Genomic DNA, 11,841 nt, shown 5'->3' on the forward strand with positions numbered 1-11,841 from the left:
GAGCGAGAGAATATATGAGCCTGAATCCAAGAGACGTGGTGATTGTCGACTTCGGTCGCACGCCGATGGGCCGCTCCAAGGGTGGCATGCACCGCAATACCCGCGCCGAAGACATGTCCGCGCACCTGATCAGCAAGGTGCTGGAGCGCAACACCAAAGTCGACCCTAACGAAGTCGAAGACGTGATCTGGGGCTGCGTAAACCAGACCCTGGAGCAGGGCTGGAACATTGCCCGCATGGCGTCGCTGATGACCCAGATCCCGCATACTGCTGCCGGCCAGACCGTCAGCCGTCTGTGTGGCTCGTCGATGAGCGCGCTGCACACTGCTGCCCAGGCGATCATGACCGGCAACGGCGACGTCTTCGTCGTCGGTGGTGTCGAGCACATGGGCCACGTCAGCATGATGCACGGTGTTGATCCGAACCCGCACATGTCGCTGTACGCTGCCAAGGCGTCGGGCATGATGGGTCTGACCGCCGAGATGCTGGGCAAGATGCACGGCATCAGCCGTGAGCAGCAAGACCTGTTCGGCCTGCGTTCGCACCAGTTGGCCCACAAGGCAACGGTCGAAGGCAAGTTCAAGGATGAAATCATCCCGATGCAGGGCTACGACGAAAATGGCTTCCTCAAGGTCTTCGACTACGATGAAACCATCCGTCCGGACACCACCCTGGAAAGCCTGGCGGCGTTGAAGCCTGCTTTCAACCCTAAAGGTGGTACCGTGACTGCCGGTACGTCGTCGCAGATCACTGATGGCGCTTCGTGCATGATCGTGATGTCGGCTCAGCGTGCCCAGGACCTGGGTATCCAGCCATTGGCGGTGATCCGTTCCATGGCCGTGGCCGGTGTCGACCCGGCAATCATGGGTTACGGTCCGGTACCGGCGACCCAGAAAGCGCTCAAGCGCGCAGGCCTGACCATCGCCGATATCGACTTCTTCGAGCTCAACGAAGCCTTTGCCGCACAGGCCCTGCCGGTGCTCAAAGATCTGAAAGTGCTCGACAAGATGAATGAGAAGGTTAACCTGCACGGCGGCGCCATCGCCCTGGGGCATCCTTTCGGTTGCTCTGGTGCACGGATTTCCGGCACGCTGCTCAACGTCATGAAGCAGAATGGCGGGACCTTCGGCGTCTCGACCATGTGCGTCGGCCTGGGTCAAGGTATCACCACCGTCTTCGAACGCGTTTAAGCGTTTTGCGGATGGAAACCGGGGCCTGGTGCCCCGGTTTTTGTTTTTGCGGATTTTTTTTTCAAGAGGGTGAGCAACATGCAGATACAACCAGGCGTATACCGGCATTACAAGGGGCCTGAGTATCGTGTGTTCGGCACTGCGCGCCATTCTGAAACCGAGGAGTGGATGGTGGTTTACCAGACGCTTTATGGCGATTTCAGCTGCTGGTTGCGTCCGCTGACGATGTTTACCGAGACGGTTGAGGTTGACGGGAAGTGCGTACCGCGCTTTGCTTTGATCACGCCTGAGGCCGAGCAGTTTCCTCCTCCGGCGCCTGAGCAGCTATTGCGTCAAGCTTGACCTCACTCTGTTGCCACTATATATAGCGGTGCCGCGTCAGGTACCTGCCGTGTTTTTATTTTCAGTATTCAGGAATTTTCCGATCCATGGGCAAATCGCTGGTCATTGTGGAATCCCCGGCTAAGGCCAAGACCATCAACAAGTACCTGGGCAGCCAGTACGTGGTGAAGTCGAGTATCGGCCATATCCGAGACCTGCCCACCAGCGGTTCGGCCAGCGCCAGCAAGGAGCCTGCCGCCAAGCGTGGCAAGGCCGCCGCAGGTGAAGCACCGGCCCTGTCGCCGAAAGAAAAGGCCCGCAAGCAGCTGGTAGCACGCATGGGGGTTGATCCGGACCACGGCTGGAAAGCCAAGTACGAGATCCTTCCAGGCAAGGAAAAGGTCATCGAAGAGCTGCGTCGTCTGGCCAAAGATGCCGACACCATCTATCTCGCAACCGACTTGGATCGCGAGGGGGAAGCCATTGCCTGGCACCTGCGCGAAGCCATCGGTGGGGATGACAGCCGCTACAAGCGCGTGGTGTTCAACGAAATCACCAAGAAAGCCATCCAGGAAGCATTCTCCCAGCCGGGCGAACTGGACATCGACCGGGTCAACGCCCAGCAGGCCCGTCGCTTCCTCGATCGCGTGGTGGGTTACATGGTCTCGCCGCTGCTGTGGGCCAAGATCGCCCGTGGCCTGTCGGCAGGTCGCGTTCAATCGGTAGCGGTGAAGCTGGTGGTCGAGCGTGAGCGCGAGATCCGTGCGTTCATTCCCGAGGAGTACTGGGAAGTGCATGCCGACCTTGGCACAGCCAAGGACGCGAAAGTGCGTTTCGAAGTGGCGCGGGAGAAGGGCGAGGCGTTCAAACCACTGAACGAAGCCCAGGCCATGGCGGCACTGGAGAAGCTCAAGTCCTCCAGCTACACCGTTGCCAAGCGTGAAGACCGTCCGACCAGCAGCAAGCCTTCGGCGCCGTTCATTACCTCCACCTTGCAGCAGGCGGCGAGCAATCGCCTGGGCTTCGGGGTGAAGAAGACCATGATGATGGCTCAGCGTCTGTATGAAGCTGGCTATATCACCTATATGCGTACCGACTCGACCAACCTGTCGGTCGATGCGGTGGAAATGGCCCGTAGCTACATCGAAAGCGAATTCGGCAAGAAGTACCTGCCTGAAGCGCCAATCGTCTACGGCAGCAAAGAGGGTGCCCAGGAGGCGCACGAAGCGATTCGTCCGTCGGACGTCAATACGCACCCGACCAAGCTCAGCGGCATGGAGCGTGATGCCGAGCGTCTGTACGAGCTGATCTGGCGCCAGTTCCTGGCGTGCCAGATGCCGCCTGCGCAATACCTGTCGACCACCGTCAGCGTCACCGCTGGCGACTTCGAGCTGCGTGCCAAGGGTCGTATCCTCAAATTCGACGGTTACACCCGCGTGCTGCCACAGCAGAGCAAGCCAGGTGATGACGACGTACTGCCCGAGATGAACCAGGGCGAAGTGCTCAAGCTGATCCAGCTCGATCCGAGCCAGCACTTCACCAAGCCGCCTGCGCGTTACTCCGAAGCCAGCCTGGTCAAGGAAATGGAAAAGCGCGGCATTGGCCGTCCTTCCACCTACGCGGCGATCATTTCTACCATTCAGGATCGCGGCTATGTGACCCTGCACAACCGCCGCTTCTATTCCGAGAAGATGGGCGACATCGTCACTGAGCGTCTGTCCGAGAGCTTCTCCAACCTGATGGACTACGGCTTTACCGCCGGCATGGAGGAGAACCTCGATGACGTGGCGCAAGGTGAGCGCGACTGGAAAAACGTTCTGGACGAGTTCTACGGCGATTTCAGCACCAAGCTGAAACTGGCTGAGGATGGCGAGAAGGGCATGCGTGCCAATCAGCCAACCCTGACCAACATCCCGTGCAAGGATTGCGGCCGGCCGATGATGATTCGAACCGCCTCCACCGGTGTGTTCCTCGGTTGCTCCGGCTACAGCCTGCCACCAAAAGAACGTTGCAAGGCGACCGTGAACCTGGTGCCGGGCGATGAAATCGCTGCTGACGACGAGGGTGAATCGGAATCGCGCGTGTTGCTCAACAAGCACCGCTGCCCGATCTGCGCCACGGCGATGGACGCTTACCTGCTCGACGAGAAGCGCAAGCTGCACATCTGCGGTAACAACCCGGATTGCACCGGCTACGAAATCGAAGAAGGCAACTACCGCATCAAGGGCTACGAAGGGCCGAGCCTGGAGTGCGACAAGTGCGGCAGCGAAATGCAGCTGAAAACCGGCCGTTTCGGCAAGTTCTTCGGCTGCACCAATGCCGAGTGCAAGAACACCCGTAAACTGCTCAAGAGCGGTGAAGCGGCGCCGCCGAAGATGGATGCGGTGAAGATGCCCGAGCTCAAGTGCGAAAAGGTCAACGACACCTACGTGCTGCGTGATGGTGCTTCGGGGCTGTTCCTGGCTGCCAGCCAGTTCCCGAAAAACCGTGAAACCCGAGCACCGTTGGTGATCGAGATCATTCCGCACAAGGACGAAATCGATCCGAAGTACCACTTCCTTTGCGAAGCACCGAAGAAAGACCCCGATGGTCGCCCGGCGGTGATCCGCTACAGCCGCAAGACCAAGGAGCAGTACGTGCAGACCGAGGTCGAGGGCAAGCCGACAGGCTGGCGTGCGTTCTACGACGGCAATGCCTGGAAGGTTGAAGACAAGCGCTGATCACTCAGGCTTGATCCAGTCGCGGGGCACCTCCACCTTCTCAGGGCCAACCTGAAAGGGCGGGCGTGCCCCGCGATGCTTTTCAGGGCTGCAGTAGTGTAAATTGACACACCGCCTTGCAGCCTTTCGGAGGGCACCTAGATGGCCCAGGAACTCTACACCCGCACCAACCAGAAGATTTACTTCGCCGGCCTGGCCCTTGAAGCCATGGGCAAGGCGCAGGAAAGCCGGGCGATGAACGCCCAGGCGCTGATCCAGGCAGAGCGCGAGTCGGCGTTGTTTCACCTGTACGGTGCGCTATTGGGCTTGTGTCACGAGATTGCCGGTTTTTACCGCTTGCCGCAGGCGGGTGCGCCACGTGCAGAGCTGTTGCTGACCCGTGAAGTGCTGGAGGCGGTGGCCATTCCTGAAATGGCGGAACTGGTTGAGCTGGCTGAGCAGCGCGAAACCTGGCTGGCGCAACTGTTGAGTGCTTATGCCGATTTGTTCCGACCGCCGGTCGCGAAAAAAATCGCAAAAACTGATGTCACCCAACCGCTGATTCAGGCGGTAAGCCTTGATGAACCGGAGGTTGTGGCACTTTCGCGGGAAGAGCTGGAGGGCTGGCGTCAGAACCTCAAGGCGCTGACTGTTCGCTTTCGCGAGGGCTTGAGTGAGTGCTGATTAAGTCGCTCGCTGGTACAATGCTCGCCTTTCGTGGAGAACAGTCTTTATGCCAACGTCCTTTCTAGAAATTGTCGAGTTGCCTGATGGCCGGATCGAGTTGCGCCGCGCCGAGGACGAAGGCTCCCTGGTAACCCTGGATTTCTCCGAGGACGCCAAGGCGTTTCTGCAAGGTCAGCACGTAGAAGTGGCCAAGGCCATGCTCAGTGTTGGCGTGCAGATGGCGGGCAAGCTGGTTGAAGGTGAAATCGATCGAGACGACGGTCCACGCGTCCTGCATTGATCGCCCAACGTGGCTTCCTCGCCCTGAGGAAGCCAGGCCAAACCAATTAATCACTTTCTTGAGCATCAACCAAGGCGGATGTTCAGGCTTTGTGCGTCTCCCGCACGTGCAGCATTGCTCAACTGTTGTCGGGCGCTGCTACTGACGGTGTTCAGCCAGCTGACCACGGTGTGGCTCCGGCCCAGGCGCAGCGCCTCGCAGGCCAATTGCAATGCGCTTTGATTGTCACGTGGGCGCAGCAACAGAATACGCTCGCGGTTCAGGCCCGCCTCCCGTAGCCATGCCTGGGTCAGGCTGGCAGGCGGCGCGATCAGGGTCAGCCAGCGCTCGTCCTGCTCTTCGCTCAATTCGCTTAGATCGCGCAGCACGGGTGCCAGCAGGCTCTGGCAGCTCCCCAGTGCGCCGCGCAAGGACAGCTCGCTGAAAACCTGCGCCGCGCCAGGGTGAGGCGCAGGCTTGCTGGCTTTCAGTCCGGGCAGAACTGGCTGGGCCAGGAATGCTTCGAACAAGGGCAATTGTGCTTGTAACGGTACGTGCTGTGACGCTGGGGGGAACTGCATAACGCCTCCTTTACCGGCGAATGACGCCGACACTCAAGCCCTCGATCACCAGTTCCTGCTCTTTCAGGTTGACTTCGATAGGGGCGAACTCGGGGTTTTCTGCAATCAGCCAGACCTTGCTGCCTTCGCGCTTGAAGCGCTTGACCGTGACTTCGTCACCCAGGCGGGCGACCACGATCTGACCGTTGCGGGCTTCACGGCAGGTGTGTACTGCCAGCAGGTCGCCATCGACAATGCCGACGTCACGCATGCTCATGCCGTGAACACGCAGCAGGTAATCGGCCCGGGGGTGAAAGAATGCCGGGTTGATGTTGCAGGACTCTTCGATGTGTTGCTGGGCGAGAATCGGTGCGCCTGCAGCGACACGGCCAATGATCGGTAAGCCGTTGTCTTCAGCTTTGGCGGCCTCAAAGCCGGGAATGCGGATGCCGCGCGAGGCGCCAGGCGTCATCTCGATTGCCCCTTTGCGGGCCAGCGCCTTGAGGTGCTCTTCGGCAGCGTTGGGCGACTTGAAGCCCAACTCCTGAGCGATTTCCGCGCGGGTCGGTGGGAAGCCGTTGTCTTCCAGGCAGCGTTTGATAAAAGCCAGAATCTCAGCTTGGCGTGGCGTCAGTTTTAGCATGTCGATCGCTCTGTCTTTTTATACAGTGACTGTAATTATATACAGTAAGCGGTGAGCTGCAAGCGGCACGCTTGAAGAAAAAGCCGCTCAGGCGCGTGAACGGCTTGCAGCTTGCGGCTTGCAGCTGTGATTTAATACGTGACCGAGTGGCCGCAAAGCGTCTGTGTGGACTTGACAAAACAGTGCTTTGAAACGTATGTTTCAAACAAGTGTTTGTCAGGCGGAGTAGTCATGGCCCAGTCGGAAACCGTTGAACGCATTCTCGATGCTGCCGAGCAGTTGTTCGCGGAAAAAGGTTTTGCCGAAACCTCGTTACGGCTGATCACCAGCAAGGCCGGCGTCAACCTGGCGGCGGTGAACTACCATTTCGGCTCGAAGAAGGCCCTGATCCAGGCGGTCTTCTCGCGTTTTCTCGGCCCTTTCTGCACCAGTCTCGAGCGTGAGCTGGAGCGTCGCCAGGCCCGTCCCGAGCACAAGCCCACCCTCGAAGAGCTGCTGGAGATGCTGGTCGAGCAGGCGCTGGTGGTACAGCCACGCAGCGGCAACGACCTGTCGATTTTCATGCGCCTTTTGGGCCTGGCCTTCAGCCAGAGTCAGGGTCACCTGCGGCGTTACCTCGAAGACATGTACGGCAAGGTGTTCCGCCGCTATATGTTGCTGGTCAACGAGGCCGCACCGCGCATTCCGCCGATCGAGCTGTTCTGGCGCGTGCATTTCATGCTGGGTGCCGCGGCATTCAGCATGTCCGGTATCAAGGCCCTGCGCGCCATCGCCGAGACTGACTTCGGCGTCAACACATCGATCGAGCAGGTCATGCGCCTGATGGTGCCGTTCCTCGCAGCGGGTATGCGTGCCGACACGGGCGTGACTGACGAGGCCATGGCCGCTGCCCAGCTGCGCCCCCGCAGCAAGTCGTCCAGTACGCCGGTCACTGCCAAGGCCTGATGCAATGGCTGGGCGCAGCGGGCCGCATCGGCTAAGCTAGCGCCCTATGCCCAGTCTCGATTTCCTGCATATTTCCCTCGCTGATCAGTGTCTCTATGGGTTCGCCCAGGGGCAGCTGCGCGTGCGCCTGCCGGTGTCCACGGCCATCAAGGGTGCTGGCGAGGTCAATGGCTCAGGCTGCACGCCGCGAGGCCTGCATCAGGTGCGAGCCAAAATCGGTGCCGGTTTACCCCAGGGTGCGGTACTGCGAGGGCGGCGCTGGACGGGGGAAATCTGGGCGCCGGCGTTGCATGCGCAATTCCCGGAGCGTGACTGGATCCTCACGCGTATCCTTTGGCTCAGCGGATGCGAGCCGGGGTACAACCGCATGGGGCCGGTCGACACCTTTCGTCGTTACATTTATCTGCATGGCACGCCTGATTGCGAACCTATGGGCGTGCCGTTGTCCCATGGCTGTGTGCGCCTGCGCAATGCCGATCTGCTGGACCTGTTCGATCAGGTACCCCTGCATTGTCCGGTGCGGATTGAACAAGCCGCGTGCCCCGAATGGGCGCGCGCGCCCCTGAACTGAAGGATCAAGTATGAGTGCCAGCCTGCAAGGCTCCCTGATGGTGGATATCGCCGGTACCTGGCTGACCGCCGAAGACCGCCAGCTTTTGCGCCAGCCCGAAGTGGCCGGCCTGATCATTTTTGCCCGCAATATCGACAGTCCACGTCAGGTGCGTGAACTGACCGCGTCGATCCGCGCCATCCGGCCTGATCTGATTCTTGCGGTGGACCAGGAGGGCGGGCGCGTTCAGCGTTTGCGTCAAGGCTTTGTGCGCTTGCCCGCCATGCGCGCGATTGCCGACAATGACAACGCCGAATACCTGGCCGAGCAGTGCGGTTGGCTGATGGCCACCGAGGTGCTGTCGGTGGGGCTGGACCTGAGCTTTGCGCCAGTGCTGGATCTCGATCATCAGCGCAGCGCGGTAGTCGGTAGCCGTGCCTTTGAAGGTGACCCGTTGCGTGCCACCGCGCTGGCGGGTGCCTTTATACGTGGCATGAACGCTGCGGGCATGGCTGCATGCGGCAAGCACTTCCCGGGGCATGGCTGGGCCGAGGCCGATTCTCACGTTGCCATTCCGACCGATGAGCGCAGCCTGGAGCAGCTCCGTGCGGCTGACCTGGTGCCGTTCACCCGCCTCAGTGGTCAGCTGGCAGCGGTGATGCCGGCACACGTGATCTACCCGCAAGTCGACAACCAGCCGGCGGGCTTCTCGCGGCGCTGGTTGCAGGACATCCTGCGCGGCGAGCTTGGCTTTGACGGGGTGATCTTCAGCGATGACCTGTCGATGGCAGGCGCCCATGTGGTCGGTGATGCTGCCAGTCGCATCGAGGCGGCGTTGAGTGCGGGCTGCGATATGGGGCTGGTGTGCAATGACCGTGCTGCGGCAGAACTGGCCCTTGCGGCGGCGCAACGGCTGAAGGTCAAGCCATCGCCGCGCATTGCGCAGATGCGCGGGCGGGGCTTTGCGCGCACCGATTACCGGCAGCAGCCGCGCTGGCTGGAGGCGCTGGGGGCGCTCAAGGAAGCCCAGTTGGTCGATTGATAAACCCAGGTGAGCGCTGCGCGCTCACCTGTAAGAGCGGATTTATCCGCGATCGAGCGCGTTGCGGTCGCAAAATGTTGCAGTCTGCGCCGGCAACGAACTCAGTTCGCTTTCGACGCCTTGCGCTTGCCGGGCAGTGGCGCAAACAGCGCGTCGATATCCTCGGCCGCAAGGCGCCAGTCGCCGGCCTGCCGGCCATCCAGCACGCCGGCCGCGAGGGCTGATTTTTCCTGCTGCAGTTGCTGGATTTTTTCTTCGACCGTGCCGCGGGTAATAAGCTTGTAGACGAACACCGGTTTTTCCTGGCCGATGCGGTACGCACGGTCGGTGGCCTGGTTTTCGGCGGCCGGGTTCCACCACGGGTCGTAATGAATCACCGTATCGGCGGCCGTCAGGTTGAGGCCCACGCCACCGGCCTTGAGGCTGATCAGGAAGATCTGCAGGAGACCCTTCTGAAAGTCCTGCACCGGTGCCCGCCGGTCACGGGTTTCTCCGGTCAACAGTGCATAGGCGATGCCGCGCTGCTGCAGTTCCGCTTCGATCAGGCGCAACATGCTGGTGAACTGCGAGAACAACAGCACCCGACGCCCTTCGGCCATCAGTTCCTCGAGCATCTCCATCAGGCTGGTGAGTTTGCCCGAGTGGGCGCCGCGTGCGATGGAGGCCTGGCTGTTGACCAGGCGTAAATCGCAGCAGACCTGACGCAGTTTCAGCAACGCCTCAAGAATGATGATCTGGCTGCGGGCCACGCCTTTGCGGGTGATTTCGGCACGGACCTTCTGGTCCATGGCCAGGCGCATGGTCTCGTAGACGTCGCGCTGGGCATCGCTGAGTTCTACCCAGTGCACCATCTCGGTCTTGGCTGGCAGTTCGGTGGCAACCTGTTCTTTGGTGCGCCGTAGCAGGAACGGTTTGATCCGGGCATTGAGGTGCTGGAGGCGTTCTTCGTTGCCCTGGCGCTCGATGGGCACGCGGTAATCGCGGTTGAATGCCTTGGCGTCTCCCAGCCAGCCAGGCAGCAGGAAATGAAACAGCGACCACAGCTCGCCCAGGTGGTTTTCCAGTGGTGTACCGCTCAGGCACAAACGTTGCTGCGCTTGGAGCTGACGCGCTGCCTGGGCGGCCTTGCTGCTGGGGCTCTTGATGTATTGCGCTTCGTCGAGAATCAGTACATGCAGCATCAGCCCTTCGAAATGCGCCAGGTCCTTGGGCAGCAAGGCATAGGTGGTCAGCAGCAGGTCGTAGTCATGAAGGCTGCCGAAGTGCTTGCGCCGGCCAACACCTTGCAGGGCCAATACCCGCAGGCTGGGGGCGAAGCGCGCCGCTTCGTCCTGCCAGTTGGGGATCAGGCTGGTGGGCATCACCACCATGGCGGGGCGGTCCAGGCGTCCGGCGTTCTTTTCCGTGAGCAGGTGAGCCAGCGTCTGCAGGGTTTTGCCCAGGCCCATGTCGTCGGCGAGGATGCCGCCTACGTCCAGTTCGCGCAGGGCCTGCATCCAGCTCAGCCCCTCGAGTTGGTAGGTGCGCAAGGTGGCGTTGAGGCCTTCGGGGGGCTGGGTGGGTTGCAGGCGGATGTCGCGTAGGCGCTCGGCAAGGTTGCGCACCCGCTCGCCGCCTTGCCAGTTCAGCGGAATGTCTTCCAGGGCATTGAGGCGTGTGGCATCGGGCGTGGCCAGGCGCAGGCTGGTTTCGCCTGGCTCGCGCTGGTAAAAGTCGCCGAGGGTGGCCAGCACTGGTTTGAGGCGTCCGTAGGGCAGGGCGACCTGCAATGGCCGGCGCCCACCGGTGTGGCCCGGAATGGTTACCAGCAGTTGTTCGTCGTCGCGGCGTCTGGCCAGCTGTGTGGCATTGAGCAGTTCCGGGTGCGTGCGCAACAGGTTGAGCAGGATGGGTAGCAGACTCAGGCGCTCGCCGTCGACGACAATGCCCAGTTCAAGGTCGAACCAGTCACGCTCCGGGGCTTCCTGGACATTGGCGTACCAGTCGTCAACCGGCGTAAGGTCGAAGGTGAAGTCATCGGCGAATTCGATCTGCCAGCCCCGTTCACGCAAGGTCGGCAGCTCACTCAGCACAAAGCGTAGCCAGGCGCTGTCATTGGGCAGTTCGAACGGGTCGCCAGCGCTTTCCGGCAGGGCCTTGCTCTGACGCGTGGCCACTTTGAAGCCCAGTTGCAGGAGTGTGTCGCGCAGGTTGCGCTCGGCGGCGGGTTGGCGCTGGATGCGCAGCGTATGCTCGGCGTCGTGCTTGATGATGGCACTGTTGCGGGTGCCGCAGACGTATTCGCCGGCATAACCGAAGGCCAGTGCGGCGCGGTGCTGAATGTGACGCTGCATGCGGCCATTGCGCGGTTCGAAGGCGCTGAATTCGATGCTGCCCAGCCACAACCGCGGTTGTGGCTGGAGGTTGTCAATCAATTGCTCGGGCATTTTCAGGGCTTGCTGACCTTGAGCAGCAGGGCCAGGTGGCCGCCGTCAAGGAAGGTCAGTTCTCCATTTTTTACCGTGCTGTTGGTTTGCTTGAGCTGCTCGCTCTGGGTCACGGCACCGTTACTGTCGAACTGGTTGACCCAGACGTTGGCTTCAACGCTGATGAAACGCTCTTCGTTCAGGTTCAGGTTGCCCTCGATTGGAAAGTGCCCGAACTGTTCCTTGCCGTCGCTGATGGCGACGGTGCCGGCGTCCTGCTTCCAGGCTTTGTGCAGCAGCACGGTGTACTGGCTGTCGGCAGTCAGCTTGGCCGCTTCCTCGGTCATTGCCGGTTGACGCATGTCGCCTTCGGCAGGCGTCTGTGCGCCATTGCGCCAGTCTTCGGGCGCGAACTGGCTGGTGATCGCCGGTACGGCATTCTGCCGGACCAGAATCATTTCGACCTGATAGATGCCTTCAGCAAAAGCTGCCGGGGTGAACAACGCCAGTAGCAGGGTCAGGCAGCGAATGGCACGCATG

12 protein-coding genes are annotated in these 11,841 nt (G+C 61.0%); 8 read left to right on the forward strand and 4 right to left on the reverse strand.

From position 1 onward, the window contains the following. Nucleotides 1-14 precede the first annotated feature (14 nt). The 5 genes from fadA to DM813_RS25500 all read left to right on the forward strand — a co-directional run bounded on the left by fadA (nt 15) and on the right by DM813_RS25500 (nt 5,177). Nucleotides 15-1,190, forward strand: coding sequence for an acetyl-CoA C-acyltransferase FadA (fadA, locus tag DM813_RS25480; protein ID WP_128326165.1), 1,176 nt, complete (start codon nt 15-17; stop codon nt 1,188-1,190). Nucleotides 1,191-1,268: 78 nt separating this feature from the next. Further along, a complete protein-coding gene (locus DM813_RS25485; RefSeq protein ID WP_128326166.1) occupies nt 1,269-1,532 on the forward strand; it encodes a DUF1653 domain-containing protein in 264 nt (87 codons plus the stop codon). Nucleotides 1,533-1,618: 86 nt separating this feature from the next. Then, on the forward strand, nt 1,619-4,231 hold the full coding sequence (gene topA, locus DM813_RS25490) for a type I DNA topoisomerase (RefSeq protein ID WP_128326167.1): 2,613 nt from the start codon (nt 1,619-1,621) through the stop codon (nt 4,229-4,231). A gap of 141 nt (nt 4,232-4,372) precedes the next feature. After that, a complete protein-coding gene (locus DM813_RS25495) occupies nt 4,373-4,894 on the forward strand; it encodes a DUF6586 family protein (RefSeq protein WP_128326168.1) in 522 nt (173 codons plus the stop codon). Nucleotides 4,895-4,943: 49 nt separating this feature from the next. Further along, nucleotides 4,944-5,177, forward strand: coding sequence for a hypothetical protein (locus tag DM813_RS25500; RefSeq protein WP_128326169.1), 234 nt, complete (start codon nt 4,944-4,946; stop codon nt 5,175-5,177). Nucleotides 5,178-5,242: 65 nt separating this feature from the next. Here the strand turns inward: DM813_RS25500 and sulA are convergent, their stop codons facing one another. Together sulA and lexA are read right to left on the reverse strand one after the other, a co-directional pair. Beyond that, a complete protein-coding gene (gene sulA, locus DM813_RS25505) occupies nt 5,243-5,737 on the reverse strand; it encodes an SOS-induced cell division inhibitor SulA (RefSeq protein WP_128326170.1) in 495 nt (164 codons plus the stop codon). 10 nt (nt 5,738-5,747) lie between these two features. Continuing rightward, complete coding sequence (lexA, locus tag DM813_RS25510; protein WP_128326171.1) at nt 5,748-6,359, reverse strand: transcriptional repressor LexA; 612 nt, start codon at nt 6,357-6,359, stop codon at nt 5,748-5,750. 231 nt (nt 6,360-6,590) lie between these two features. Here lexA and DM813_RS25515 point away from each other — a divergent pair, with 231 nt between their 5' ends. The 3 genes from DM813_RS25515 to nagZ are packed head-to-tail and all read left to right on the forward strand — an operon-like array spanning nt 6,591 to nt 8,896. After that, on the forward strand, nt 6,591-7,304 hold the full coding sequence (locus DM813_RS25515; protein WP_128326172.1) for a TetR/AcrR family transcriptional regulator: 714 nt from the start codon (nt 6,591-6,593) through the stop codon (nt 7,302-7,304). A 46-nt stretch (nt 7,305-7,350) separates the two neighbouring features. Further along, a complete protein-coding gene (locus DM813_RS25520) occupies nt 7,351-7,875 on the forward strand; it encodes a L,D-transpeptidase (protein WP_128326173.1) in 525 nt (174 codons plus the stop codon). Nucleotides 7,876-7,897: 22 nt separating this feature from the next. Then, entirely contained in the window at nt 7,898-8,896 is a 999-nt protein-coding gene (nagZ, locus tag DM813_RS25525; protein ID WP_206617437.1) for a beta-N-acetylhexosaminidase, read from the forward strand. A 101-nt stretch (nt 8,897-8,997) separates the two neighbouring features. Here nagZ and DM813_RS25530 read toward each other — a convergent pair whose 3' ends face one another. After that, a complete protein-coding gene (locus DM813_RS25530; RefSeq protein WP_128326175.1) occupies nt 8,998-11,322 on the reverse strand; it encodes a DEAD/DEAH box helicase in 2,325 nt (774 codons plus the stop codon). A 2-nt stretch (nt 11,323-11,324) separates the two neighbouring features. After that, complete coding sequence (locus tag DM813_RS25535) at nt 11,325-11,840, reverse strand: CsiV family protein (RefSeq protein ID WP_128326176.1); 516 nt, start codon at nt 11,838-11,840, stop codon at nt 11,325-11,327. Nucleotide 11,841 lies beyond the last annotated feature (1 nt).

The organism is Pseudomonas alkylphenolica, from assembly GCF_004025535.1.
In the GTDB taxonomy this organism is placed as follows: Bacteria; Pseudomonadota; Gammaproteobacteria; order Pseudomonadales; family Pseudomonadaceae; genus Aquipseudomonas; species Aquipseudomonas alkylphenolica_A.

What these genes read in the sequence shown, in the direction of transcription:
- DM813_RS25520 (WP_128326173.1), top strand. Translation starts at nt 7,351, where the DNA reads ATGCCCAGTCTCGATTTCCTGCATATTTCCCTCGCTGATCAGTGTCTC.
- lexA (WP_128326171.1), bottom strand. Translation starts at nt 6,359, where the DNA reads ATGCTAAAACTGACGCCACGCCAAGCTGAGATTCTGGCTTTTATCAAA.
- topA (WP_128326167.1), top strand. Translation starts at nt 1,619, where the DNA reads ATGGGCAAATCGCTGGTCATTGTGGAATCCCCGGCTAAGGCCAAGACC.
- DM813_RS25495 (WP_128326168.1), top strand. Translation starts at nt 4,373, where the DNA reads ATGGCCCAGGAACTCTACACCCGCACCAACCAGAAGATTTACTTCGCC.
- DM813_RS25515 (WP_128326172.1), top strand. Translation starts at nt 6,591, where the DNA reads ATGGCCCAGTCGGAAACCGTTGAACGCATTCTCGATGCTGCCGAGCAG.
- DM813_RS25530 (WP_128326175.1), bottom strand. Translation starts at nt 11,322, where the DNA reads ATGCCCGAGCAATTGATTGACAACCTCCAGCCACAACCGCGGTTGTGG.
- DM813_RS25500 (WP_128326169.1), top strand. Translation starts at nt 4,944, where the DNA reads ATGCCAACGTCCTTTCTAGAAATTGTCGAGTTGCCTGATGGCCGGATC.
- DM813_RS25485 (WP_128326166.1), top strand. Translation starts at nt 1,269, where the DNA reads ATGCAGATACAACCAGGCGTATACCGGCATTACAAGGGGCCTGAGTAT.
- DM813_RS25535 (WP_128326176.1), bottom strand. Translation starts at nt 11,840, where the DNA reads ATGCGTGCCATTCGCTGCCTGACCCTGCTACTGGCGTTGTTCACCCCG.
- fadA (WP_128326165.1), top strand. Translation starts at nt 15, where the DNA reads ATGAGCCTGAATCCAAGAGACGTGGTGATTGTCGACTTCGGTCGCACG.
- sulA (WP_128326170.1), bottom strand. Translation starts at nt 5,737, where the DNA reads ATGCAGTTCCCCCCAGCGTCACAGCACGTACCGTTACAAGCACAATTG.